Here is a 26,511-nt window from a genome sequence, read left to right on the forward strand (position 1 = left end):
CGATATGCCGTTGCGGCAAAATCCCGCGATCAAACCGCCGCTTCGAAACCCCGCATGAGTGCAATGGCGGAGTTGCGGAAACGCAGGTCGTCGGTCACCTCCTCCCCCACCCAATCGGGCAGGTCGAACCGTTCGTCCAGGGATCGCATCTCGACCTCTGCCAGCACCAGTCCCTCAGCTGCCCCCGCAAAGACGTCGACTTCCCAGATCTTGCCGTCATGCGGCACGCGGTAACGCGTTTTCCTGATCAGCGTATCGGTGCAGAGCCGGTCGAGCATGTCCGCCGCATCCGCAGCCGGTATCGCATATTCGAATTCGTCCCTGACCATGCCCGCACGGGCGCTCTTCACGGTGAGCCATGCCTGGTCCCCCGACAGGCGGACGCGGACGCTGGCATGCCCTTCATGCGAGACATAACCCTGGCGCAGGGGCCGCCCGGCATCCGCCATCCTTCGCCATGCATCGCTCACGACCAGGAATTTCCGTTCGATCTCGACTGCCATGAACGCTCCGACAAAGGATCGCCAGTCGCCGGCGAACTGATCCATGTTTAGCGCATGCGGGACGTGAGCGGGAGTCGGTTCGTCGCAGCTGAACAATCATGCTTCCCGAAACCACCGGTGCACGGCTTCGGGCCGATGGCTGGAATCGCCTTCAGGGGTCGATCGTCCGCCCGATCAGCAATTTTTCCCGCATCACCGTCTGAGACATGGCAATCACGTGATCCACGCCCTCAATGGTGATCGCCAATGTCCCATGCTCGGTAATTTCGATGAGGCCCTTCGCCTTCAAATACCAGAGATGGAATTCAAAATGCGCATCTGAACAGCCGAGCATCTTTTGAACATAATAGCGCCCCACGCCGGCATCCTGCGCATTCTCCCTTCTCCTCTTGTACAGGAACAGCAGAATTTTGGAGTGGGCGTCCGCGTCGTCATAAGCCGATTGTTCGCCATCCCCTTCATCTTCCGCCTGAAACCGAAAGCCTGTCCTGGCCGAGTAGAGGAGGTCGTATTGCGCGCGTTGCTCCGGGTTTCTGAGCGCCTTGTATGCGGCAACCACGTCGTTGAACTTCGTGACGTCGGCGGTTTCCGCATGATCGGGATGGTACATCTTCGCAAGCAGGCGATAGGCGGCCTCCAGCCTGCGCGCATCGCAGTTCGGGCTGACCTGCAAGACACTGTAGTAATCAATGAATGATTGGCCATCAGCCATCACGACGTCCCCCGAACAATATCCCCCTGCATATGCCCGCCCGGACAGCCGCCAGCAACAACTCTGACGCTGATGTCGACTGCCCGAGGGGTAGGCCATATCGACCCCGGCCAATCGGGCAGCATAGCCACAACATCCAGATCGAAATCGCATAGCGCCGCCGCCCCATTCAGCCCAGGCCGGTAGCGGCAGAGGGACGATGAGAGCAGGCTGGCAACGCGGCCGTCCCGCGTCTAAGGAGCGGCCGACGAAAGCGAAGTGAAAAGGCGACCGGTTTTGAACTTGCAGGTGCGGGCCTATGCCATGCTGGGCATGACCATGACCTTCTGGGCGGGCAATGTGATAGTCGGACGGGCGGTACGGGGCGAGATTCCGCCGCTGATGCTGGCCTTCAGCCGCTGGACGCTGGCGCTCCTGATCCTGGCCCCGTTCGCGTGGCGCCGGGCCGTCGCCCAGCGCGCGCTGATCCGCCGCCATTGGGGCGCGATCCTGCTCCTCGGCCTGGCCGGCGTCGCTGCGTTCAACGGCTTCCTCTATTCGGGGCTGCGCTACACGACCGCGGCGAACAGCATGTTGCTGCAGGGATTGATCCCGACATTGGTGGTCATCGTCGGTAGCGTTGTTTTCGGCGGCAAGGCGCCCTGGCGCCAGGTCGCCGGCATCGCATTGTCGACGCTGGGCGTGACGTTCATCGTGTTCCGGGGCGAGCTGTCCGAAATCCTGCGGCTGCGATTGGGCATGGGGGACTTTCTGGTGCTGTGCGGCTGCGCCTCATGGGGGATCTACACCGCGTCCCTCCGCCTGCGCCCACCCATCGATCCGCTGGTCTTCCTGTTCGTGACCTTCGCCATCGGCGCGCTGGCAATGGGTGTCGGCGCCCTGAGCGAAGCGCAGGCGATCGCGCAGATGCACTGGAACACACACATGGTCGCCGCCATAGCCTATGTCGCGATCTTTCCCTCCATCCTCGCCTATATGTCGTTCAATGCGGCGGTCAGCCATGTGGGGCCCGGCGCGGCCGGACAGGCGATCAGCCTGATGCCGCTGCTGGGCGCCGTCCTGGCCGCGATGATCCTGGGGGAACCGCTGTTCGCCTATCATCTGGTTGGCATGGCGCTGATATTGGGCGGCGTATTGCTGGGCTGGGGCGCACGCACGCGGATGGCGGAGAAGCGAGGCTGACCGATCCCGTCCTGGACGGCGTCGCGGACCTTAGAGCATCGTGCGCATAAGTGGGAACCGGTTTTGCGCAAAAACGATGCGCCATCAAAAACATAGAGCGGGTTTCGATCTGATTGAATCAGATCGCCGCTCTGGTTTCCTTGTTTGCCGCGATTTCTTGACCAGCGATCGGTTCCGATCGCTTGGAAATCGCTCTTACCGATCGCGCCCCGGCCTTGCCGCGTACAGGCCATGGTGCGAGAGGATGAAGAGGGTTCTGCCCCCTTCCCCGCCGAAGAGAAGTTGCAGGGGCCGTTCGGGCACATCGATGCGGCCGATCTCCTTGCCATCGGGGGCATAGACGAAGACCTGCCCATTGGCGACATAGACCCGCCCCTGCGCATCCACCGCGACGCCCTCCCCTCCGCGATCCGCGAAGGGCCGGAGGTCGGTGATCTCGCCGCTCGCGCCCAGCAGGCCGCTATAGGTGCGGTTTTCCGAACCATTGGTCAGGAAGACGCGCTGGCCCGGCTCTCCCTGGATGAAGCCGTAGCTGTCGAGCGAATCGGAGAAGCGCAGGCCGCGATGGTCGGCCGGACCCTGCGCGAAGGTGCGGAAGGCCGGCAGGGCGATGCTGCCGTCCGGGGAGACATATTCGCTCGCCTTGGGCAATGCCATATCGCGCGCGAACATCTCCGCCAGCGTCGTGAACGCGTAGCTTTGGGGATCGATCTGGTCGCGGAATTCGCCATTGTTCCACCAGTTGACCGGCAGCACCGTCCTTCTGCCCGGGCGGGCGGCGACGGGCGTTGCCGGAATGACGCTGATCTGGCCATCGGGCGCGCCGGGCCTGACGCTGTAGACCGTGCCGTTGCGTCCGTAGGAGGAGAGGACGAGCAGATTGCCGGAACGGTCGATGCTGAGGTTGACCGGATCAAGCGAGGCGTCGCGCACTATCTCCAGCCTGCCCTCGTCCGACCAGCGCCAGATGCGCTGGAACCGGCGATCGATGAAATAGAGCCGCCCCTGCGCGTCCACCGCGCCGCCGCCTGCCGAATGGAAGCCGTCGGCCAGCTTCTCCACATTTCCACCCAGGAAATTGGCGGACTTCACCGGCGCCGGTCGGGCGGGCACATCCAGCACCGCAAATTCCCGTTCACGCACGTCGAGCCCGTGGGTCACGTCGCGAATGGCGTTTTCGAACGGGAATTTGGTGAGCCGCAGGAAGGTCGCGCAGCCATTTTCATCGCAGGTGCCAAGGCCGCTTTCGCCGTTCACATGGACATTGCGGAAACGGATGTCATGGGAATTGTAGAGGGTGACGGCGGCGGGTGCGGGTTCCCGGGTGCGGGTGACGCGATAGCCGTGGAAATTGGCGACCAATATGTTGCGCGAATCCCTGATCTCCAACGCCACGGCATCGCCACTCTCGCCCGCTTCGCCCTCCGTCTGGGGGGCGAGCAGTTCCCAGTTGGCGACGCGGTTCAGGCCGATTTCGGTGCGGACATGATGTTCGACCGATGCCTGGATGAGGCGGCCGGGCGTGTCCGTGTCGGAAATCAGGATGCCCGGATGACCGAAGGTGCTGGGGCTCCAGATATTGGCGAAAGTTCCCCCGCCGCCCTGCGTGACCCAGAGGCTGGCATATTGGCCGGCCCAGCGGCGGGCGGCGTCGGGATCGCCGGTCGCATTGTTGTTGTAGGGATCGACCCGGCTGCCGTCGAAGCGGTCGGTGCCATGGCCGCCCTGGAATTTGACATCATTGACCATGGAACGGGCGCCGGCCTTCCACAACAGCGCCGTGGCGCGGGGATTGGCGCCGTTGGTGTTGAGGCCAAGCCCCGCGACGATGGCGTCGCCGCCCTGCGCGCTTTCCACCAGCGCCTTGGGCGCGCCCACTCCTGACCAGGCGGGCGCGCCGTCGGGCAGCACGATCTGCGTCAGGCTGGGGTGCAGGCCCAGCAGCACCGTATCGGGGCGCAGACGCAGCGTGTCGCTGACATGATAGAAGCCGGCGGGCAGATAGACGACGCGGTGACTGTCGATCGCCTTCTGAATGGCGGCGGTGTCGTCGGTCTTGTCATCCCCTTTGGCGCCGAGCGCGCGGACGCTCACCCATTCCGACACGGGCGGCAAGGGACGGATGGCGGGAGCCGGCGGGGCCGGCAGGGCGCCCATGGCCTCCGCCTGCATGTCCGTCCGGTAGGCGCCCATTTGTCCGACCCCCGGCAGCGTCAGGCCGTGGGTGAAGGAGGCGATCTTGTAATCCGGCCCCTTGCCCGCGATGGTGCGGCCGCTTTCCCGGAAACGGGCGAAGACAGGCGTGTTGGCGGCCAGCACGTTCTGAAAGCCGATCTGGGTATAGACATTCTTTTCGTTCGAGATGACGATGCCTGCCTTCGCCACATTTTCGAACCGCAGGTCCTGGCCCCAGAGCCAATCGCCATAGCCCCGGTCGATCTCTATGCCGACCGGCACGTTGCGGAAGGCGACATTGACCATCGTCAGCCCGGCCTCATGTTCGCGAATGGCGGCGTCGCGCTGCCCTTCGAACGTGGCGTCGACCAGCGCGAAGCCCCAGGCGGGAGACGGCTTTTCCGCGAGGATGCCGTAGCGCCCGCCCCTGAAATGCAGGTCTTCCGCTTCATTGGCGACATGGTAGAGGCCGGCAAGGCCCGAGCCGATGTCGAAATCGGCATGGCTGACGAAGCTGTGCTGGGCGGAATGAAAGCGGATCGCGGTGGCAGCCGGATTGCCGTCCATGATGCGGAAGTCGATATTGCCGAGCGCGGAATAGAAGGTGCCGGAATTGGCGTCCGCGATATTCCTGTTGAACGGAACGCTGCCCGCCGGGGGGAAGGCAATAGGCGGGGTGTCCCCGTCGGTCTGGCGCCTGTTGGCGGTGAACATCAGCATATGGGCGACGCCGTGCTGAAAGCCCGGCGTGCTCCTGCCGAGCAGGATGACGGGGCGCTTTTCCCCGATGCCGAAGATGCGGACACCGGACCAGAGGAAGATGGTCCGACTGATGCGGTAGGTGCCGGCCGGCAGGAAGACGATGCCCCCGCCGCCCTTTTCCGCCGCCGCGTCGATGGCGCGCTGGATCGCCGCGCTGTCGTCCGCCCGGCCGTCGCCCACAGCCTTGACGGTAATGGCGCGCGGTTCGTCGGGCGCGCGCGTATAGACAGAGGACGAAGCGAGAGCAGGCTCCTGCGCCGCCAGCAACAGCAGCGCCGCCGCGCAGGCCCCGCTCAATCCACGAACCATCGACATACTCCGGTTACAAAGAAGTCCCGGCCGGTGAAGGCCGGGACGAGGTGGGGGAGAGAGTGGCAGGTCAGAAGTTGAAGCGAACCCCCGCGCGGTAGATGCGGCCCAGCGTGTCGTAGAGCGCGGGGTTGATGTCCAGCCCGGTGTTGGTCTGCGGAGCGGCCACCGGATCCTTGTCGAAGAGATTGTCCACCTTGCCGTAGATCGACAGATTGTCGCCGAATTTGAAGGTTGCGCCGATGTCGACGTAGAAGGCGCCCTTCATCCTGTTATAGTCGATGGTCGGGTGGTTGGCGGTCGAGGCCGGGCAGGACGACTGGCACACCACATATTGGTTGCCGAAGGTGCCGTCGCTGATCCAGCGTTCCTGCACCGTGAAGCTGAACCGGCCGCTGTCATAGGTCTGCACCGCCAGCCATTTCCAGTCCGGCGTCGCGCCGTTGTTGGCGCCTGCCTGATCGACCGGATCAACGCCCGCAATGCCCGCATTGACGATGAACTTGCGGATGTGCGTGCCCAGCGCCCGGATGGTGAAGGTGCCCGGCAGGCCCAGCGGCTGTTGCCACTGATAGCTTGCCTCTATGTCGAAGCCGCTGGTCTTCCAGGAGGCGAGGTTGAAGGGCTGGACATTGACGAAGTTGGTGCCCTGCGGCCCATCAAGCTGGAAACCGCCGCAAAAGGCCTGGTTGCCCTCGAAGCAGAAGCGGACGATCTGGTCCGCGGACAGGGAAGAGACGACGCCTTTCAGCTTGATATCATAATAGTCGAAGGACAGGCTGAGGCCCGGCAGCCAGGACGGCCGCGCGAGCACGATGCCCAGTTCGGTGTTGCGCGCCACTTCGGGCTTCAGATTGGTGTTGCCGATCGTGTTCTGGAACACCTGCACCGCCTGGTTGCGGAACGGGTCGTTGAAGTTGGGCAGCGTCGTCACCGTGGGCGCCGCGAACAGTTCCGACAGGTTCGGCGCGCGCACGTCCCGCGAGGTCACCGCGCGCAGGCGGATGCCGTCGAGCGGCGTGTCCCATGTGCCGCCGACCTTCCACGTCCAGACCGTGCCCGACGTGCTGTAGTTGGTGACGCGGGCCGCGCCGTTCAGGTTCGCGCGACCCATGGCGTCGCTGTTGATCAGCGGCAGGTCGACTTCGACATAGCCTTCCCACACTTCATATTTGCCGCGACCATTTTTGTAGTTGCCGGCTGCCCAGTTGCTGCCCAGCGTCGAGTTGAGCAGCGGGTCCGCGGGATATTCGGCGCTGTTCGGGCTGAGCGGCGATACGCCCGCGCCATAGGGATCGGCGTTCACGCGGTAGAATTCGCGGCGATATTCGCCGCCGAACGCGACCGAGACGGGTCCGGCCCACAGTTCGAAGGGGTTGCCCGAAAAGTTCAGGCTGGCGACGTCCTGCGTCAGCTTCGTATGCTGGAACGGTCCGTTCTCATGGGGCGCGACATAGGCGAGCGCGGCGTCCGACGGGGTGAAGCCGCCGAAGATGTTGATCGGCTGGCAACCGGCCGCCCGCGCCGCCGGATCGGCGCAGACGATGGCGCCGTTGAGCGTGATGGCGTTGGTCGCGGCGACATAGCGGTTCTGGAGGACGATATCGCGCACCCGGATGTCGGAGATGGTGATGCCATGTTCATAATAGGCGTCGTAATTCCAGTCCGTCCCGCCGACGCCGACCTTGCCCTTCAGGCCGCCGACGAAGCGATATTGCCTGCGGTCGGTATGGACATTGGGGTCCGGGAAGGCGCCGTTGCTGGAGCCGAAGCCGAATTCCGTGATGCCCGCCGTGGCGCAGCGGTCACGCACCAGTTGCGGCAGGAAGGGATTGGCGCACTGCACAGTCAGGCTGGGCCGGTTATAGCCGGGGCTTGGCTGGTTGCTGGTCTTCACCTGCGCGACATTGACCGTCACATAGGCTTCATTGTCGTCGGCAAAGTCGTAACCGATGCGGGTATAGCCATTGATGCGTTGCAGCGCCGATTTCAGCGAAGCGCCCGACCCCGGCGCACCCGACAGGTCCCCGCCCTCGCAAAAGCTGTTGCCGCGGAAGCAATTGCTGACCTGCCCATTGCCCAGGGGCTGGCCACCCGATCCATAGTTGAAATTATAGGGCATGCCGTTCCGGTCGAAGGCTATGCCCTGCAACGGGCCGTTGTTGATCAGGCCGTACAGCGCATATTGATAGGGCTGCGCATAATCGCGATAATTGAACTGCGGCAGGCCGTTATTGGCCTGGCCGGTGTTCATCAGCGTGGTCGCGCGGTACCAGTCGCGGCTGCCGGCAAGGTCCGTGCCGAAATTGCCGGCGCCCACGCCCCCTTCATGGTCATATTCGCCGCTCACCACGACATGCAGACGATCGTCGAGGAAGGATTTGCCCCAGGCCGCCTGCACCAGCGCGGTTTCATCGTCGCCATATTTCGTGATGCTGCCAAGGATATTGCCCTTGAAGCCTTCGAACCGGGTGTCGGTGATGAAGTTGACGACACCGCCGACCGCGTCGGAGCCATAGGAGGCGGAGGCGCCGCCCGTCACCACGTCGACGCGCTTCACCAGAAGCTGCGGGAACATGCTGATGTCGGGAACGCCGGTGACGTTCGCGCCGACGACGCGCTGGCCATCCAGCAGGGTCAGGGTGCGGATCGGCTGGAGGCCGCGCAGGGAGAAGGAGCTGAGGCCCTGCAGGCCGCTCGACGTGCTGAAGGTGCCGGTCGCCGCGCCGGTCGACCCCTGCAGCGAGGGGAGCTGCGCGATGGTGTTGAAGACATTGGGCTGCGCATTGTTGATGATCTGCTCCTCACCAATCACCGTGGTCGGCGTCGGCGCGTTGAAGCCGCTGGTGGTGATGCGCGATCCGGTGACGACAATGTCGGCGCTGCGGCGCGCGCCTGCATCTTCCGTCTGCGCCTGGGGCGCGGCTGCGGGGGCCGGGGGCGCTGCCGCGTCCTGGGCCTGCGCCATGCCGGCCAGCGCCATGCTGGCCATGACGGCCAGGCTGGCGCCCGTCAGATGTCGATGTGCGATCTTCACTTTCATGGATCCTTCCCTGCCTTCTGTCTATGTTATCTGTCCGCCTGTTGCCGGCTGACCGCGCCCCCGCCGGCGATCCTGCAAAGCTTATCCTCCGGCCCGTTCGACCGCACTTACGACATAGGTCGTAGGCAGGGTGGCACGGCGTTTTTCATGGCTTCGCGGCGTAAAGGGCGTGATGCGTCAGGATGAACAGCATGCGCTTGTCCCGCCCCCCGAACAGGATCTGCAAGGGACGATCCGGCACGTCGATCCGGCCGCTTTCCTGGCCGTCGGGGCCATAGACGAAGATCTGCCCGTTCGCGACATAGACGCGGCCCTGCCCGTCCACGGCCACGCTTTCCCCGCCGCGATTGGCGAAGCGATGAAGGTCGGTCAGCGCGCCGCCCGCGCCGACGGTGCCGCTGTAGGTCATGTTTTCCGATGCATTGGTGACGAACAGGCGATCGCCCGACTTGCCCGAAACGAAACCATAGGCGTTGAGGCTGTCGGACCAGCGCCAGCCCGTATGGTCGACCGGCCCCTGCTGCCAGGTGCGGAAGGCGGGCAGCGAGAGGCTGCCGTCGGGCGACAGATATTCCTGCGCCTTGGGCGTTCCGGCATCGCGCGCGAACATCTCCGCCAGCGTCGTGAACTGATTGGTCATGAAGTCGAACTGGTCGCGAAACTCGCCATTGTTCCACCAGTTGACGGGCAGCAAGGTTCTGGCCGCACCGCCGCTGCGCACCGGGGTGGGCTGGATCAGCGTCATGGCGTCCTTCGGCCCCGCCGGATCAAAGGAATAGACGCCCGCCTTCGATCCCAGGGAGGACAGCACCATCACATGGCCCGACGCGTCGATGGCGAGGTTCACAGGATCGAGCGCATGGTCGCGCACGATCTCCAGCCCCTTGTCCTCGCTCCAGCGGTGGATGCGCTGGAAACGGCGGTCGATGAAATAGAGTGCGCCCTGCGGGTCCACCGCGGCGCCGGAAATCGACCAGAAGCCGTCCTCCAGCTTCTCCACCTTCATCTTGCCGGGCGGCGTTGCGGGGATCGTGCTCCCCGCCGGGCCGATGTCCAGCCTGGCGAACTCCCTTTCCCGCACGAAGAGCTTGCGCGTCACATCCTCTATCGCATTGTCGAACGGATATTTGCTGGCGCGCAGGAAAGTGCCGCAGCCCTCCTCGTCACAGGTCGCATAGCCGCTTTCGGCGTTGATGTGGACGTTGCGGAAGCGGATGTCGCCCGAATTGGTGAGCTTCACCGCGCTTTCCTCCGGCGCATAGGTGCGCGTCACGCGATAGCCGTGATAATTGGCGAACAGCAGCTTGCTGGAATTGCGGATGTCGAGCGAGATGGCGTCTGGCCCGTCGCCCACTTCCTGCTCGGTCTGGGGCGCGAGAAATTCCCAATTGTGCACATTGTCGAGCACGAATTCATTGCGGGCGTGATGTTCGACCGACATTTCATAGACATGGCCGGACGTGCTGGTGTCGGTGACATAGAAGCCCGCCTGCGCGAAGCTGTTGGGGCTCCACACATCGACGAAGGTTCCGCCGCCCCCGTCCGTGACCCAGATGCTGGGATATTGCGCGTCCAGCCGGTCGTCCGTGACGGGATCGCCCGTGTGGACGCGCAGGGTGCCGAGCATCCTGCCGTCGGCCGTCGGCGTGCCGCCGCCGCCCATGATCTTGACGTCGTCCACCAGGCTGTTCGCACCCGATCGCCACAGCAGCGCGGAGGCGCGCGGGTTCACCCGGCCGGTGAAGAGGCCCAGGCCCGAGAGGATATTGTCGCCGCCTTTGGGACTTTCCAACAGGGGCAGCACTGCGCCCAGGCCGGCATGTCCGGGGTTGTTGTCCGGAATATAGAGCTGGGTAATCGCCGGATGCAGGCCGATCAGCACGCTGTCCGGGCGCAGTTTCAGCCGGTCGGTGACCTTGTAGAAGCCGGTCGGGAAATAGAGGATGGGGTGGCTGTCGATCGCCTTCTGGATCGCGGCGGTGTCGTCCGCCTTGCCGTCGCCCATCGCACCCAGCGTGCGGACATTGACCCATTGCGCCATTTCAGGAAGCGCGCGGATGGCGGGCGCGCGGGGCGCTGGCATGGCGGGCAGCGCCTCCACCTCCGCCTGCGTGCCGTACGCACCCATCTGGCCGAGCGCGGGCACGTCCAGACCGTAGGAGAAGGAGGTTACCTTATAGACTTTGCCCTTGCCGTTCACCGCCTGCCCGCTGTCGCGGAAGCGCGCGAAGACCGGGCTGTTTGCAGCGATCGCATTTTCGAAGCCGATCTGGGTGAAGACATTCTTCTCATTGGAAATGACCACACCCGCCTTCGATACATTTTCGAAGCGGACATCCTTGCCCCAGAGGCTGTCGCCATAACCCCGGTCGATATCGATCCCGACCGGCGTGTTGCGAATTGTGACGTTGACCAGCGTCAGGTCCACCTCATGTTCCCGGATGGCGGCGTCGCGCTGACCGTCAAAGGTGGAATCGAGCAGGGTGAACTGCCAGGCGGGCGAGGTCTTTTCCGTCACGATGCCATAACGGCCGCCCTGGAAATGCACATTGTCCATGACGTTGCCGGCCTGATAGACGCCCGCAAAGGCGGTGCCGAGGCGAAATTCCATATGGCTGAGGAAGGCGTGCTGCGCCATGCGAAAGCGAACGCCCGCGGCCGCCGGATTGCCCGGCGCGATCTCTATGTCGACATTGCTCATCGACGAATAGAAGGTGCCTGAATTGGCGTCGCGCACCACCTTTTCGCGCGGGACGATGGTGGGCACCGGCACGGGCACCTGGCCGACATTATACTGGTCGCCGCCGCCGAAGACGATCATGGTCGACACGCCCTGCTGGAACCCAGGCGTATTGGCGCCCAGCAGGATCACGGGGCGCGTCGGCCCCACGCCATAAACGCGCACGCCCGCCGGGATCACCAGCGTGCGCGTGATGCGATAGACGCCGGACGGCAGGAAAACGATGCCATGGCCGGTCTGGTCCCGCGCCCTGTCGAGCGCCTGCTGGATCGCGGCGCTGTCATCGGCACGGCCGTCGCCCTTCGCCCTGACGGTGACGGCATTGGGTTCGTCGGGAGCGATGGGGAAGAGCGATCGGCCGGCAGGGGATGCCTGTTTCGCCCGGACCTGTTCGACGTGGCCCTGTTCGGCGTGGTCCTGTTCGGCGTGCGCCTGTTCCGCCCCGGCCAGGGCCGTCGCCGCCAGCAGAGCCGCCATCATGGCCGGTCGGATCATCGCTCTCTCCCAAGATGGTTGTCGCCTCGATCCATGGCTAGAGCCAGTGGCGCGCCTTGGCACTTGCGACAAAGGTCGTAGTTTTCATCCCTCTGTCCGCAAAGCTATAGCAACAGCGACAAGGGGGCGGTCCGCCAGGGCGTGCCGCCGCCCGCCTGCTAGGGACGCCATTTTGCCTTCATCCGCCGATATTGCCCCTGCCCCGCCGCTCGTCGTCATCGTCATGGGCGTCAGCGGTTGCGGCAAGTCGACGCTGGGCGCGCTGCTGGCACAAACGCTCGGCTGCCCGTTCCTGGAAGGCGACGATTTCCATTCGGCCGATGCGGTGGAGAAGATGCGGGGCGGACGTGCCCTGACGGACGAGGACCGCTGGCCCTGGCTCGACCGGCTGGGACAGGCGGCAGCGGCAACCATGGCCGCGAACGGCGCAGTGGTCCTTGCCTGTTCGGCGCTGCGCAGAAGCTATCGCGATAGGCTGCGCGTCGGGATCGGGGCACCTGTCCGCTTCATCCTGCTGGAAAACAGCCGCGACCTGCTGCTGGCGCGCCTCGGCAACCGACCCGGCCATTATATGCCCGCCTGCCTGCTGGACAGCCAGCTCGCCACGCTGGAGCGGCCCTTGCCCGACGAAGGCGCGATGATCCTGATCTCCGACACGCCCGCCGAGGCGTTGCGCGACATCGCGCTGGACTGGTTGCGCTGATCGCCCTTACGGCATCAGCCGGCGGCGTCCTTCCCACAAATGCCATCGCATGGCGAGGGCCGCACCCTCCGGATCCTGCGCGCGGATCGCGTCGACGATCAGTTCATGTTCGCGCAGCATGGTCGCGATAACCTCCGGCGGGCGCGAGCGGGAGATGTCGACGCCGGCCCGCATGATCTTCTCGACATCGCCATAGAGCGCATCGAAGGCGATCACGAAGGCGGGATTGCCGGTCGCTTCGGCAATGCGGCGATGCAGGTCCATGTCCTCCACATGGGCGGGCTCGCTCGACAAAAGGGCTTCGCGCAGCCGGACCAGGCCTTCATCGACATGCGCCATCTCCGCCGCGGTGCGGCGCGTCGCCGCCAGCCGAGCCGCCTCTGCCTCCAGCACGAAGCGCACCTCATAGCTGCCGAGCGTCGTCGGCAATTCGCTGAGCGGCATGAAGGCGGTCAGCCGCTCCGACGGGCGGCTCTTGACGAAGGAGCCGGCGCCTCGCCGCGCCTCGGTGATGCCGTCCGACGCCAGCCTGACCAAAGCCTCCCGCACGATGGCGCGGGACACGCCGAACATTTCCGCCAGTCGCGATTCGGAGGGCAGGCGTTCCCCGACCTCCAGACCCTCGGACTTGATGATCTCGACTATGCCGGCATAGACGTGATCGGAAAGTCGTACCTGCGTCATCGGGATGCCTGCATGTCTGCCCAAGTCATCGCTGCCCCCCTTATTGGAAGATACTGCTCGCCACGAGCACCAGAAGCAGGCCGACGACGGCGACGACCGTTTCCATGATCGACCAGGTCTTGAAAGTGCCGGGCATGTCGGTGCCAAGATAGCTTTTCACCAGCCAGAAGCCGGGATCGTTCACATGAGAGAAAAACAGTGACCCCGCCCCGATCGCGAGGACCATCCATTCGGGCGCGACGCCGGAGGCCGCGACCAGCCCCTGCATCACGCCCGCCGTGGTGATCGTCGCCACAGTGGCCGATCCGGTCGCCAGACGGATGCAGACGGACACGCCCCAGGCGAGCAGGATGGGCGAGATCGCCCCGCCCTGCGCCAGCCGCACCAGCATGTCGGAAAGTCCAGCCGTCACCAGCACCTGCTTCAACGCGCCGCCGGCGCCGATGGCCAGGATGATGCCGCCCGCCGGCGTCATCGCCTCCGTCCAGATGGCGTTCTGGATGCTCCGATCCGCGATGCGCCGTCCGAACAGCAGCGGCAATGCGGCCAGCACCGCCACGAGCAGCGCGACCACCGGGTCGCTGATCCAGCGCAGCCACTGGAACAGCGCCGCCATGTCCGGCGGCATCAGCGCGACCGCCTGCCCCGCCGCGATCAGCACGACCGGCAGCAGCACGGCGATCAGCGCACGGCCCACGGAGGGCGTCGGGACATCCACCCGCACCGGATCGAGCAGCGGCGGGCTGAGCTTCACACCGGGCGCGGTGAAGCGCGCCAGCAACGGGCCGGCGATGATCGCGGTGGGAATGCCCACGATCAGGCCATAGACGAGCGTCAGGCCCAGATTGGCCCCCAGCGCATTCACCGCGAGCAATGGACCGGGATGCGGCGGCACCAGCGCATGGACCACCGAAAGTCCCGACAGGGCAGGCAGCATCAGGCGAAGCTTGGCCGTGTCGTTGTTCTGGCCATTGGGCAGGGCCGCCGCCGCCGATGCGACGATGGGCAGCAGAAGCACCAGCCCCGTTTCGAAGAAGAGAGGCAGGCCGATCACGATGGCGGTGAAGAGGCTGGCCCAAGGGGCGCCCCTGATGCCCGAAATGCGCAGCGCCCCGCGGGCAAGGCCCCCTGCGCCGTCGGACAATTGGAGCATGGCGCCAAGGCCAAGGCCCAGGGCCACGACAAGACCCGTGCCGCCCAGGATCGCGCCAGCGCCCTTTTCCACGGCCTTGGCGGTTTCCTCCATCGGCAGGCCCGCGAGCAGGCCGACCGTGAAGGCGCCGCAGAGCAGGCCGACAAATGGGTGCAGCCTGCCCCGGATGATCAGCGCAATAGACAAGGCTATGCCGACGATGGCTGACAATATCAGCCGGTAATCCGCCGGGCTCATGGCTTGCCCGCTCCAACCCTGGCGCGCGGCAGCGGCGGATTGGGAACCAGCGCCGCCATGACTGATGAAAACGCCATCCTCTCCCCTCACTTTACATGGCGATCCGGCTATATTGTGGTCAGCCGTTCCAGAAACCTGTTGGACAGGTCATAATCCCGATTTCACCGCAAAACCACAATCATGGGGTCGTATATCGCATTTTCCGCTTGAAGCTGTCTGACTGATTCCGATATGTTAGCGTTATCGAATCCGGCATTGCGGCCGCGCCGAAATCCGCGCCGCAGCAGGCCGGGCATAACAGGGAGAGAGAGGATGCACATCGCATTGGATCTGCATGAGAGCCTCGGTCATCAGGATCAAAGGCCCCAGGGCTTCAGAACCGCCGAACCGCCTCCGCTTACCCCGACCCAGATGAAAGTGCTGCGCTGTGTCCATTCGGGCCTGCTGAACAAGCAGATCGCCTATGAGCTTGGCATGGCCGAAGCGACGGTCAAGGTCCACATGACGGCCCTGATGCGCAAGCTGAACGTTCGCAACCGGACCCAGGCCGCCATTGTTGCGCGCAATCTGGGTTGGCTGCGCCCTGCGCTAGGCCGCGCCAACGACTAGGACGGGGTTCGATCCGACTGGATCGGATCGTCGCCCCGGATTGCCCGTTGTCCCGCGATTTCCCGACCAGCGATCGGTTCAGCTTGCCGGGAAATCATTCTGAAAGTCCCTTCATCCTCCGAACATTGGGAGACCCGCATGGCGATCACTTCCCGTCGTGAAATTCTGGGCGGCCTTGGCGCCGGAATGGTTCTGGCCGGCATGGGCACGCATGCGAACGCCGCACCGGCGCGCAAGATCGGCTATGCCGTGGTCGGGCTCGGTTCCTACGCCACGCGCCAGATCATGCCGAACTTCGCCGGTTGCGAGCAGGCCCGGCTGGTGGCGCTGGTGAGCGGCACGCCTGCCAAGCTCGACCAATATGGGACGCAATATGGCATCCCGAAGACCCATCGATACAGCTATGCCGACTTCGACCGCATTCGCGACAATCCGGATATCGACGTCGTCTATGTGGTGCTGCCCAACAGCATGCATGCCGAATACAGCATTCGCGCCGCACAGGCGGGCAAGCATGTGATGTGCGAAAAGCCGATGGCGGTTTCCGTCGCGGAGTGCGAGGCGATGATCGCCGCCTGCCGCAAGGCCGGAACCAAGTTGATGATCGGCTATCGCTCGCGCTTCGAACCCTATAACCGCCTGGCCATCGAACTGGCGCGCAGTGGTCATGTCGGCCCTACCCGCCTGATCACGGCCGAACATGGCTTCCCGGCCGGGCCGAACCAGTGGCGGCTCGACCGGCCGCTGTCGGGCGGCGGATCCATGATGGACATCGGCATCTACAGCCTGAACGCGGCCCGATACCTGACCGGGGAAGAGCCGGTTTCGGTCAGCGCGGTCGAGTCGACTGACCGATCCGACCCCCGGTTCAGGACGGTCGAGGACCGGATCAGCTTCCTGTTGCGCTTTCCGTCGGGCATCGTCGCCAACTGCATCTCCAGCTACAGTTCCTCGCACAACAGCTATCGCGTCATCGGCGCGCAGGGCTGGATCGATATGGAACCGGCGACACCCTATGAAGGGCACAGGATGACGATTCGCAAGGACGGCGTCTCGACCTCGCGCACGCTGCCGGCGGCTGCCAAAAACCAGTTTGCCGGGCAACTGGACCATATGGCCGAATGCATCGTCAATGGCACGACCCCGATCGTTCCAGGCGAGGAGGGCCTGGCCGACATGCGCGTCATCGAGGCGATTTACCGTTCAGCCGCCGAGCGGCGGGAAGTCGCCGTAAAGGCATGATCGCGCGTCGAATGGTCCTGGCCGGTCTGGCAAGCCTGTCGGCCGGCGCCCGCCTGAACGCGGCCGCCCCTTCCGCGATCGGCTCGATCACCCGGCTCGATCCCGGTCTGGACCGGATCGTTGCGCCATCGGCCGTGGTGACCGTCCTTGGCAGAGGTTATAAATGGGCCGAGGGTCCGGTCTGGGTGCAGCGGGACAATTGCCTGCTGTTCAACGATCCACCTTCCAACATGCTGTATCGCTGGCGGGCGAAGGATGGGGTGCGTCCCTTCCTGTCTCCGTCCGGGCTGCAGAGCGCCGTTCCGCCGGGCATAAGGGAGCCGGGCGTCAACGGCATGGCGATCGATTCCTCGGGCGCGCTGATCGCCGCCGACAGCGGCACGCGTGCGATCGTGCGGATCGACCTGCGCACGCGCGCCCGGACCATCCTGGTCGATCGGTTCCAGGGCAAGCGGTTCAACAGTCCCAATGACCTGTGCGTCGCGCCGTCGGGCATGATCTATTTCACGGACCCGCCCTATGGGCTGACGGATGGCGACGCATCTTCGCTGCGCGAACTGGAGCATTGCGGCCTTTATGCGCTGAGCCCGGACGGTAGGCTGTCGTTGCTAGACGGCAGCCATCGTCGGCCCAATGGCGTCGCGACCTCCCCTGACGGCAAGACGCTTTATCTTGCACTGTCGGATGAACGGCAGCCGGAAATACTGGCCTATGCGCTGGACGAGCGCGGCTTTCCCACGGGTCGGCACCTGTTCCACGACATGCGCGCCGAGCAGGGGAAAGGCCTGCCTGGCCTGCCCGACGGCATCAAGCTGTCCAGGCATGGAAATATATTCGCGACGGGTCCGGGGGGCGTTCATATACTGACGCCGGACGGCCGGGCGCTGGGCATGGTCGGGACGGGCAAGGCGGTGGCCAATTGCGCGCTGGACAGCGCCGAGCGGCGACTGTTCCTCACATCCTCCGACATGCTGGCGGTTGTGCCGATCCGTTCGGCTTGAGCGGCCGATCAGGCGACCCGACCGGGAGATCAGGTCGCGGCGCCGAGCCTGCCCAACTCTCCATCGGCGCGTGCCCGCCTTCCATAGAATATCTCGAAGAGCGGTCCCGCCATCATGGTGGTGACGATGGCCATCAATACGAGCATGGAGAACAGGGCCGGTTGGATAATGCCCTTCTGAATCCCGATATTGATGATGATCAGTTCCATCAGTCCACGGGAATTCATCAGCGCGCCTATCCCCAGCGCGGTCCGATTATCCTCGCCCGACAGGCGCGCCGCCGCATAGCAGGCGCCGAACTTGGCGAGGATGGAGGCGACCAATATGCCCAGGGCGATGAGCAGGAAAGACAGGGAATTCACCATGTCGAGCCGCGTGTTCAACCCGGAATAGGTGAAGAACATCGGCAGCAATATGACGACGGCAAGCGGTTCGACCTTCTTTTTCAGCTCTTCCACGAACAGCCCGCGCGGCATGAACACGCCCAGGATGAAGCCGCCGAATATGCCGTGAATGCCGATTGCGTCCATGATGAAGGCAGACAGACAGAAGAGCGCCAGCGTGATCGCCAGCACGGTCATGCTCATTTCGCCCTGCGCCTCCACCGCGCGACCGAGCGGCGCGAGCAGGCGTCGCCCGAACAGCAGCAGGAAGCTGACATAGAGGAAGGCGCCGACGATCGCGAGAATGGCAACGCCGCTGCCACCGCCGAACAGGGCGAGGACGATAGCCAGCACGCACCAGGACGCCGCGTCATCAAATGCTCCGGCGGTCAATGAGAGCGTGCCGAGCGGGCTGTCGGCCAAGCCCCGTTCGTTGATGATCCGGGCGAGCATCGGAAAAGCCGTGAGCGCAATGCAGGCACCCATGAAGAGCGTCGCGCTGCCCTGGCCAATGCCCTCAGCGAAGAGGCCGGGCATGGTGACAAGCCAGGGCGTGATCAGGATGGCAATGACGAAAGGCGCGAACAGTCCCGCCGCCGACACCATCGCGGCATTCCGCGCCTTGGACTGGAAATGATCCAGGCGCAGGGTCAGGCCGACAAGGAACATATAGAGCGCGACGCCGAATTGCGCGCCGGCATAAAGCACATTGTTGGTTTCCCGGGGGAAGACCATCGCCTGCAGGTCGGGCGCGACAAGGCCGAACAGCGAGGGGCCCAGGATCACGCCGGCGATCATTTCGCCCACCACCTGGGGCTGCGCCAGATATTTGTGGCAGAACCAGCCCACCCCCCTGCAGGCAAGGACGATGAGCGCGAGTTGCAGGAAGAAATGAATGCTGTAGTCGCCGGGAACGAAGCTCATCAGTTTCGCGCCTACCGGCGGCCCGTGAGGCGCCAATATGTTCGCCAGCGACGGAAAAATCTCCCCAGCCATCTCCACCCTCTCCTCTTATTGTTGGGAGCGCTACCACATATTGCGGGCGGAAGAAAGGGTTTGTGCCCGGCCGGCCCCTGCGCAAATCGCTGGATGCCGCGGGAAGAGGGAGGAGAGGCCTAAGGCAGGGCGGGGGAGGGGGAAACCGCCGCTGCCATGGTCCGGACAAGGCCCGGACGCAAACCTCTCCCCAGTTCAGCGTCATGCCGTCTGGCGCGCTTCGTCGCGCACGGCATGGTCTTTTCGTGCTGCCTGGAAATCGCCTAGAAGCGGAAACGTACGCCCGCCCGATACATGCGCCCGACCACATCGTAGAGCGCGGGATTGACGAAGAATGGGGATTTGGCCGGGTCACGATCGAACAGATTGTCGACCTTGAAATAGGCCGTCACCTGCGGCGTGACATTATAGGTGCCACCAATGTCCATGTAGAAGGCGCCGGGCATGAAGTTCTGGTCGATGGTCGGATGATTGTTGGTGGATGCGGGGCAGGTGCCCGGTTGGCAAACCACATATTGATGGCCCAGCACACCATCACTGAACCAGCGTTCCTGGACCATGAACGAGAATTTCTCATTCTCGTAGCTCTGGATCGCCAGGAATTTCCAGTCGGGCGTGTTGCCGGTATTGACGCCCGCGCTGTCGACCGGGATCGTACCGATCAGGCCGGAGTCCGTCACGAACTTGCGGACATGCGTCGCCAGGCCGCGCAGCGTCAGGGTGCCCGGCAGTCCCAGAGGCTGGCGCCACTGGTAGCTCGCCTCTATGTCGAACCCGCTGGTGTCGATCGACGCCAGGTTGAACGCCTGTACGTTGATGAAGTTCGGCCCCTGCTGGTTGTTCAGATTGAACGCGCTGCAGGTTTCGGGACGGACATTCTGGAAGCAGAGGTTGACGATGTCGCCCGCGCCCAGGCTGGAGATGACGTCCTTGATCTTGATCTTGTAATAATCGACGGAGACGCTGAGGCCCGGCAGCCATGATGCACCGGAAAAGGCGATGCCCGCCGTCGTGTTGCGCGCGGTTTCCGGACGCAGGTTGGGGTTGCCGATGCTGTTCTGGATCGCCAGCACGTTGACGCCCCGGAACGGGTCGAAGAAATTGGGCAATGTCGTGGTGACGGGCGCGGCGAACAGTTCCGATAGGTTGGGCGCGCGAACGTCCTTGGACGTCACGCCCCGCAGGCGGAAGCCCTCGACCGGCAGGTTCCAGGTGCCGCCGACCTTCCACGCCCAGATGGTGCCGGACGTGCTGTAGTCGGTCACGCGCACCGCGCCGTTGATATTGGCGCGACCAAGCGCGTCGCTGTTGATGACCGGCAGGTCGGCTTCGAAAAAGGCTTCCTTCACGCCATAGGCGCCGCCGCCGCTCTTGTAATTGCCGGCATACCAGTTGTTGCCCCCCGGCAGCAGCGTAGGATCGAACGGGTAATCGGGTTCGTTCGGCTGGAAATTGGTGCCGACGCCATAGGGATCGGCCCTCACGCGATAGAATTCGTGGCGATATTCGCCGCCGAACGCGATCGACAGCGGCCCGGCCCACAGTTCCACCGGCGAGCCGGAGATGTTGATGCTGACCACGTCCTGCGTCTGGCGGGTCCGCTGATAGGGTCCGTTCTCCGGCATGATATAGGCAAGGGCCCCCGCCGACGGGTTGCCGCCGAAGATGTTGAGCGGCTGGCATCCGTTCGCCCGCGCCGCCGCGCTGGCGCACACCACCGCGCCGTTCAGCGTGGTCGCGTTGATCGCGTCGTTGAAACGGTTGGTGAGCAGGATGTTCGAGACATCGACGTCGGTATAGTTCGTGCCGTGCTCATAATAATTGTCGTAGGACCATTCGGTGCCGAGGAAGTCGAACTGACCCTTGGCGCCGATCACCGCGCGATATTGGCGGCGGTCGGTGTTGACCTGCGTATTGCCGAGCGAGGCGTTGCTGGTGCCGTAGCCGAAGCTGGTGATGCCCGCAGTGGCACATGCAGCGGCGATCGACGCGGGTACGAACGGGTTGGAACATTGAATGGTCAGGCCCGGACGGTTCATGCCGCCCACCGGCTGGTTCTGCGTCTTCACCTGACCGAAGTTGAAGGTGAAGTAGAGTTCGTTTTTATCGGCAAAGTCAAAGCCGAGACGGGTATAAGTGTTGATCCGTTCTATCGACGACTGGAGCGAACGGCCCGCGTCGACATTGCCCGACAGGTCTCCGCCAAGACAGAATCCGGGGAAGCAACCGCGCACGTTGGTCGTGCCGTCCCGCGCGGGAACCCCGTTCGATCCATAGTTGAACTGGAACGGGCTTCCGTTCTGGTCGAACGCCGTGCCCTGCAGCGGACCGGAAGTGATGAGACCATATTTGGTGTAATTATAGGCCTGCGCATAATCGCGCAGCACATAGCGCGGCGATCCGTCATTGGTGATGCCGCGGTCGATCAGGCTGGTCTGCTTGAACCAGTCGCGGCCGCCAGCCAGGCCGATGCCCCATTCGCCGCCCCCTACGCCATCTTCATTGGCATATTCGCCGCTGACCACCAGATGCGCGCGATCGTCCAGGAAGCTGGTGCCGGCCGCAAGCTGGACCAGCACCTGTTGATTGTCGTCATATTTGCTGATGCCACCCTGGATATTGCCCTTCAGCCCCTTGAAACGGGTGTCGGTGATGAAGTTGACGACGCCGCCCACGGCATCCGACCCGTAGGACGCGGACGCGCCACCGTTCACCACGTCCACTCGCTGGATCAGCAATTGCGGAAACAGGCTGACATCGGGAACACCGGTTACGTTCGCGCCGACAACCCGCTGGCCATCGATCAGCGTCAGGGTACGGATCGCGCCCACGCCACGCAGCGAGAAGGAACTCAGGCCCTGTTGGCCGCTTGACGTGCTGAAAGTGTTGACCGTGGTGCCGCTCGACCCCTGGAGGGACGGCAACTGGGCGATGGTGGTGAAGATGTTCGGCTGCGCATTGGCCTGGATCGAGCCTTCGTCGATCACGGTCGTGGGCGTCGGCGCGGTATAGCCGCTGGCCTTGATGCGTGATCCGGTCACGACGATGTCCGACGTGCTGGCACGCTCTTCACCGCCTTGAGGCGCCGAATCCTGAGCCGTCGCCTGCGCGAAAGCGGGCGCATGGACAAGGCCGACACTGAGCGCCGCCATGCTTGCCACTGCGCAACCCGCGCGCATCAGGCTATGCTTGAACTGGAAATCCGACATCCTGCTCTCCCCAATATTATGATGCTTTGCATCTGAATGTGGGGCAGCCGCCCCGACGCCACACCTTTCCGTCTGACGATAACAATGAATCGACGGTTTTTTAGTTAGCGCTAACAATCCCTATTGATTGGAGCGGGATTATTGTCAATACTCCTACAAGATTATTGGGAGGGGACGTTGCTTTCGAACCACAAATGCCCACATCGCGCGATGTGGCCAGACGATGGCCGTCCGGCTCTCCACGCCCGAAAACGGCGGCAGCTCCTTGCTTCGCGGGAGAGCGGGGCGCCATGCTGACCCTGGCCGGCAAGTTCCGCTGGACGATCATCGGCCTGTTTGTGGGCGCGATGGTCATCAACTATCTCTCGCGCTCCGTGCTCGGCGTCGCCGCGCCCGTGATCCTGGCCGAGCAGAAGATCAGCAACATCGAATATGGCTGGATCACCGGCGCCTTCCAATTGGGCGTGATGCTCCAGCCGGCCGCCGGCTATTTCCTCGACAGCGTGGGGCTGCGCGTGGGCTTTGCCCTGTGCGTCGCGCTCTGGTCGCTCATCACCATGGCGCATGGCCTGGTGAATGGCTGGTTCGGCTTCGCCGCGCTACGTGGACTGCTGGGCCTTGCGGAAGGATCGGCCCAGCCGGCCGGCCAGAAGCTGGTGGCGGAATGGTTCCCGTCCAGGGAACGCGGCGCCGCGGGTGGCATCTACAATATCGGTGCTTCCTTCGGCGCGGTCTTCGCTCCGCCGCTCGTTGCCTGGGCCGTAATGGTGCATAGCTGGCGGCTGGCCTTCGTCGTCGCGGGCGGCATCGGCCTTATCTGGTCGGTCCTCTGGTTCCTCAATTACAACAGCCCGGCGCGGCATCGCCGCCTGGGCCAGGCGGAACGCGACTATATATTGAACAACCAGGAAGTGCGCCTGGCCGCTCGCGCGGAACGGCCCTCGGTGCTGGCCCTCGCGCGGCGGCGCGACCTCTGGGGCATAGCGCTCCCCCGCCTGCTGGCCGATCCGGTCTGGGGCATGCTCTCCTTCTGGATGCCGCTCTATCTCGCCCGCGTGCGCGGCTTCGATCTGGGGCAGATCGCGCTATTCGCCTGGCTTCCCTTCCTGGCCGCGGACCTTGGATGCCTGTTCGGCCCGGCCGTCGTCGCCTTTCTCCAGCGTAAGGGGATCGACCTTATCGATGCGCGCCGCGCGGCCTTTACGCTGGGCGCCGTGCTGATGACCGGCATGGCCTTTGTCGGACTTGCCACCAATCCCTATGCCGCGATCGCGCTGCTTTGCCTGGGCGGCTTTGCCCATCAGACCCTGTCCGTGACGGTCATCACCATGGCGTCCGATCTGTTCGCCAAAAATGAGGTGGCGACCGCCGCCGGCATGGCGGGCCTGGCGGGTAATCTGGGCGTGCTGATCTTTTCCCTCTCTCTGGGGCAGATGGTCGACCGGGTCGGCTATGAACCCTTCTTCATCCTTCTCGGCGTGCTCGATCTGGTCGGCGCCGCCCTTTTGTGGACGCTGGTGCGCAAACCTCGATGACAAACATTTCCAACCCGATTTTGCGGGGTTTCAATCCTGATCCGTCGATCGTGCGCGTGGGCGACGATTTCTACATCGCGACATCCACCTTCGAATGGTATCCGGGGGTGCAGATCCACCACAGCCGCGATCTGGTGAACTGGCGGCTCGTCGCCCGCCCGCTCGATCGCGCCGCGCAACTCGACATGCGCGGCGATCCCGATGGCTGCGGCGTTTGGGCTCCGGATCTCAGCCATGCGGACGGCCGCTTCTGGCTGGTCTACACCGACGTCAAGCGGTACGGGGCCACCACGGTCCAGGGAGCGAAGGGCATGTCGCTGCGCGACTTCCCCAATTATCTCGTCACCTGCGAGACGGTCGATGGTCAATGGTCGGACGCGGCGCACCTCAACAGCAGCGGTTTCGACCCGGCGCTGTTCCATGACGATGACGGGCGCAGCTGGATGCTCAACATGCTGTGGGACCACCGCCCCGGCCATGGCCGGTTCGCCGGAATCCAGGCGCAGGAGCTGGACCGCGCGACGCAGAAACTGGTCGGCGAACCGACGCTGATCTTCAAGGGTACGGAGCGCGGCTTTACCGAAGGGCCGCATATCTACAAGCGGGGCGGCTTCTATCATCTGCTTGTCGCCGAAGGGGGCACTGGCTGGGACCATGCCGTCGTCATGGCCCGCTCGCGCGACCTGCTCGGCCCCTATGACGTGCATCCGGATGGAGCCGTGCTGACCAGCGCGGGCCGCAGGGACGCGCCCATCACCCGTGCCGGCCATGGCGATCTGGTGGAACTGGCGGACGGCAGCCCCTGGCTCGCCTATCTATGCGGCCGGCCATTGCCGGGACGCGAACGCTGCATCATGGGGCGCGAGACCGCGATACAGCCGATGCGATGGGGCGAGGACGGGTGGCTGCGCACCATTGCGGGCGACGCGCAGCCCGACGAAACGCCGCCGGCGCCGGATCTGCCGCACGCCCCATGGAATATCGAGGCCTGGGACGGCCGCTTTGACCTTCCCCATCTGCCAAAAGATCTGCAATGGCTGCGCAGCCCCGCCCCGGAACGGCTGTTCAGCTTGACCGCGCGGCCCGGCTTCCTGCGGCTTTACGGCCGCGAAACCGTTGGCAGCCTGTTCGAACAGGCGCTGGTGGCCCGGCGGCAAACCGCCTTCCGCTTTACCGCGACGACCACACTCTCCTTCGAACCCCAGGGGTTCCAGCAGGCGGCGGGCCTGATTCATTATTATAACAGCACCAAATTCTACTATCTGTGCGTCAGCGCGGAGGGAGGCCGGCAGCAGCTTCAGCTTCTTTCCGCGTCACCGGAAAATCCGGAGGGCAACAGATTCGACGTCGCCGTTGATCGGCTGCCCGACGGCGCGATCGATCTGCGCGCCGATGTGGATGGCGACCGGCTGACCTTCGCCTGGCGGGCCAATGGAGAGGTGGGGTGGCATATCCTTCCGGATGTCCATGACGCCAGCATCCTGTCGGACGAAGTCACCCATCCCGGACTGCCGAATTTCACCGGCGCCTTCATCGGCCTGGCCTGTCAGGATCTGTCGGGGCAGGCCCATCCAGCGGATTTCGCCAACTTCGTCTATGTGGAGGAAGAATTCGGCGCTCCGGTGGACTGACGCTCCACGATCCGATGCTCCAAAATCCTTTCACGTGGAACGCGGGAACGACGGGGCCCCGCCGCGATTTCCGCGACCAACAGGCTCAGAGCCTCCGCCGCCAATGCGCGCACCGGCTGGTGCACGGTCGTCAGCGGCGGCCACAGCGTCTGGGCGGCGGTCGTATCGTCGAACCCCACGACGGTCAGTTCCGCCGGAACGTCGAGATGGCGACGGTGCGCCACGGATACCACGGCGGCCGCCATGTCGTCATTGCTCGCGAAGATCGCCGTGGGCGGTTTGTCCGCGCCCAACAACTGCTCCGCCGCGGCGAGGCCGGACATATAGGTGAAATCGCCCTGGGCGACCTGCACCTCCACCCCGCCTCGCTCCCGAACGGCGGCGTAGAAACCGGCCATGCGTTCGGCGCTCGCCGCCTGATCGGGATTGCCAAGGATGAACCCGAGACGGCGATGCCCCTTGTCCAGCAGCAGCCCGGTCATCTGATAGGCGGCCGCCCGATCGTCGATCCGCACGCAAATCGTCTCTGGCGACTGATAGGCGCCCACCGCCGCCATGACGCAATCCCTGTTCCGCAGGACGCGGAGCAACTCCGGCGCTTCGCCCAGCGGCGGCGCGAGCAGCACGCCGCTGATCCCCGAATCGATCCAGTCCTCCAGCGCGGTGCCGGACGGAGCCCGACCCCCTTCCCCCTTGAGCAGCACCAGCCGCGCGCTGCGGGCGGACGCCTCCTCGAATACCCCGGTCAGGAATTCGCTCATGAACGCGGCGCTGGGATTGGAGTAGATGACGCCGATCCTCAGTTCGCTGGACGTCACCAGGCTGCGGGCCGCGACGTTCGGGGTGTAGGAAAGCGCCTTGATCGCTTCTTCCACCACGGCGCGTGCCTGGGCGCTGACGCCCGCGCGCCCGTTGATGACGCGCGACACCGTCATGGACGACACGCCTGCCCGCGCCGCCACATCGACGATCGTCGCCCCGCGCGCCGGACGCTCCAGTCTCGCCATGTCCACCCCCAAGTCTTCGCCAAACCCGCAAATGATCTAAGCCAAGGATCGCCTTCGGCAAAGGGGCAAAGAGGCAGGTACCGGCACGGTTGGCGTCGTCGCTGGGTAGCGCGGCCGCGCTGCCGGGTGGCGAAGCCGTGCAACGCCATTGCAAGCACGCGTCATGGCCTGGTGCGCGGGCGCCATATCATTTCAAACTC

General features: G+C 64.4%; 17 protein-coding genes. 7 read left to right on the top strand and 10 right to left on the bottom strand.

Annotation, left to right across the window (positions count from 1 at the left end):
- Positions 1 to 29: 29 nt before the first annotated feature.
- The gene (locus MRBLMA1_RS13360) at positions 30 to 548 is read right to left on the bottom strand and encodes a CYTH domain-containing protein (RefSeq protein WP_363737310.1); all 519 of its coding nucleotides are present in this window, start codon (positions 546 to 548) and stop codon (positions 30 to 32) included.
- 106 nt (positions 549 to 654) lie between these two features.
- Complete coding sequence (locus MRBLMA1_RS13365) at positions 655 to 1,215, bottom strand: DnaJ domain-containing protein (RefSeq protein WP_363737311.1); 561 nt, start codon at positions 1,213 to 1,215, stop codon at positions 655 to 657.
- 276 nt (positions 1,216 to 1,491) lie between these two features.
- Here MRBLMA1_RS13365 and MRBLMA1_RS13370 point away from each other — a divergent pair, with 276 nt between their 5' ends.
- Positions 1,492 to 2,397 carry a DMT family transporter gene (locus MRBLMA1_RS13370; RefSeq protein WP_363737312.1) on the top strand — a complete coding sequence of 302 codons (906 nt, stop codon included), beginning with the start codon at positions 1,492 to 1,494 and terminating at the stop codon, positions 2,395 to 2,397.
- Positions 2,398 to 2,592: 195 nt separating this feature from the next.
- Here the strand turns inward: MRBLMA1_RS13370 and MRBLMA1_RS13375 are convergent, their stop codons facing one another.
- From MRBLMA1_RS13375 to MRBLMA1_RS13385, 3 genes are all read right to left on the bottom strand, one after another.
- On the bottom strand, positions 2,593 to 5,643 hold the full coding sequence (locus tag MRBLMA1_RS13375; RefSeq protein ID WP_363737313.1) for a glycosyl hydrolase family 28-related protein: 3,051 nt from the start codon (positions 5,641 to 5,643) through the stop codon (positions 2,593 to 2,595).
- A 70-nt stretch (positions 5,644 to 5,713) separates the two neighbouring features.
- The gene (locus tag MRBLMA1_RS13380) at positions 5,714 to 8,686 is read right to left on the bottom strand and encodes a TonB-dependent receptor plug domain-containing protein (RefSeq protein ID WP_363737314.1); all 2,973 of its coding nucleotides are present in this window, start codon (positions 8,684 to 8,686) and stop codon (positions 5,714 to 5,716) included.
- Positions 8,687 to 8,831: 145 nt separating this feature from the next.
- Positions 8,832 to 11,921 carry a glycosyl hydrolase family 28-related protein gene (locus MRBLMA1_RS13385; RefSeq protein ID WP_363737315.1) on the bottom strand — a complete coding sequence of 1,030 codons (3,090 nt, stop codon included), beginning with the start codon at positions 11,919 to 11,921 and terminating at the stop codon, positions 8,832 to 8,834.
- Positions 11,922 to 12,093: 172 nt separating this feature from the next.
- Between MRBLMA1_RS13385 and MRBLMA1_RS13390 the strand changes: the two genes are divergently transcribed.
- Positions 12,094 to 12,624 (top strand): gluconokinase, encoded by a 531-nt coding sequence (locus MRBLMA1_RS13390; RefSeq protein ID WP_414714769.1) that lies wholly within the window; start codon positions 12,094 to 12,096, stop codon positions 12,622 to 12,624.
- A gap of 6 nt (positions 12,625 to 12,630) precedes the next feature.
- Here the strand turns inward: MRBLMA1_RS13390 and MRBLMA1_RS13395 are convergent, their stop codons facing one another.
- Together MRBLMA1_RS13395 and MRBLMA1_RS13400 are read right to left on the bottom strand one after the other, a co-directional pair.
- Positions 12,631 to 13,308, bottom strand: a complete 678-nt coding sequence (locus MRBLMA1_RS13395) for a FadR/GntR family transcriptional regulator (RefSeq protein ID WP_363737316.1) — start codon at positions 13,306 to 13,308, stop codon at positions 12,631 to 12,633.
- 40 nt (positions 13,309 to 13,348) lie between these two features.
- Complete coding sequence (locus MRBLMA1_RS13400; RefSeq protein WP_363737317.1) at positions 13,349 to 14,698, bottom strand: gluconate:H+ symporter; 1,350 nt, start codon at positions 14,696 to 14,698, stop codon at positions 13,349 to 13,351.
- Between the two features lie 312 nt (positions 14,699 to 15,010).
- On the opposite strand from MRBLMA1_RS13400, the gene MRBLMA1_RS13405 reads away from it, so the two are divergent.
- From MRBLMA1_RS13405 to MRBLMA1_RS13415, 3 genes are all read left to right on the top strand, one after another.
- Entirely contained in the window at positions 15,011 to 15,307 is a 297-nt protein-coding gene (locus MRBLMA1_RS13405) for a response regulator transcription factor (protein ID WP_363737318.1), read from the top strand.
- Positions 15,308 to 15,445: 138 nt separating this feature from the next.
- On the top strand, positions 15,446 to 16,549 hold the full coding sequence (locus tag MRBLMA1_RS13410; RefSeq protein ID WP_363737319.1) for a Gfo/Idh/MocA family protein: 1,104 nt from the start codon (positions 15,446 to 15,448) through the stop codon (positions 16,547 to 16,549).
- Positions 16,546 to 17,550 (top strand): SMP-30/gluconolactonase/LRE family protein, encoded by a 1,005-nt coding sequence (locus tag MRBLMA1_RS13415; RefSeq protein WP_363737320.1) that lies wholly within the window; start codon positions 16,546 to 16,548, stop codon positions 17,548 to 17,550. The genes MRBLMA1_RS13410 and MRBLMA1_RS13415 overlap by 4 nt, the downstream gene beginning before the upstream one ends.
- Before the next feature lie 29 nt (positions 17,551 to 17,579).
- Here the strand turns inward: MRBLMA1_RS13415 and MRBLMA1_RS13420 are convergent, their stop codons facing one another.
- Together MRBLMA1_RS13420 and MRBLMA1_RS13425 are read right to left on the bottom strand one after the other, a co-directional pair.
- Positions 17,580 to 18,929, bottom strand: coding sequence for a cation:proton antiporter (locus tag MRBLMA1_RS13420; protein ID WP_363737321.1), 1,350 nt, complete (start codon positions 18,927 to 18,929; stop codon positions 17,580 to 17,582).
- 263 nt (positions 18,930 to 19,192) lie between these two features.
- Positions 19,193 to 22,138 carry a TonB-dependent receptor plug domain-containing protein gene (locus MRBLMA1_RS13425; RefSeq protein ID WP_363737322.1) on the bottom strand — a complete coding sequence of 982 codons (2,946 nt, stop codon included), beginning with the start codon at positions 22,136 to 22,138 and terminating at the stop codon, positions 19,193 to 19,195.
- A 290-nt stretch (positions 22,139 to 22,428) separates the two neighbouring features.
- On the opposite strand from MRBLMA1_RS13425, the gene MRBLMA1_RS13430 reads away from it, so the two are divergent.
- Entirely contained in the window at positions 22,429 to 23,673 is a 1,245-nt protein-coding gene (locus tag MRBLMA1_RS13430; protein WP_363737323.1) for an MFS transporter, read from the top strand.
- Positions 23,670 to 25,304, top strand: coding sequence for a glycoside hydrolase family 43 protein (locus tag MRBLMA1_RS13435; RefSeq protein WP_363737324.1), 1,635 nt, complete (start codon positions 23,670 to 23,672; stop codon positions 25,302 to 25,304). Before MRBLMA1_RS13430 ends, MRBLMA1_RS13435 begins: the two co-directional genes overlap by 4 nt.
- Here the strand turns inward: MRBLMA1_RS13435 and MRBLMA1_RS13440 are convergent.
- A complete protein-coding gene (locus tag MRBLMA1_RS13440; RefSeq protein ID WP_363737325.1) occupies positions 25,268 to 26,311 on the bottom strand; it encodes a LacI family DNA-binding transcriptional regulator in 1,044 nt (347 codons plus the stop codon). The genes MRBLMA1_RS13435 and MRBLMA1_RS13440 overlap by 37 nt on opposite strands.
- Positions 26,312 to 26,511: the final 200 nt, after the last annotated feature.

Source organism: Sphingobium sp. LMA1-1-1.1 (genome assembly GCF_040676365.1).
Taxonomy (GTDB): domain Bacteria; phylum Pseudomonadota; class Alphaproteobacteria; order Sphingomonadales; family Sphingomonadaceae; genus Sphingobium.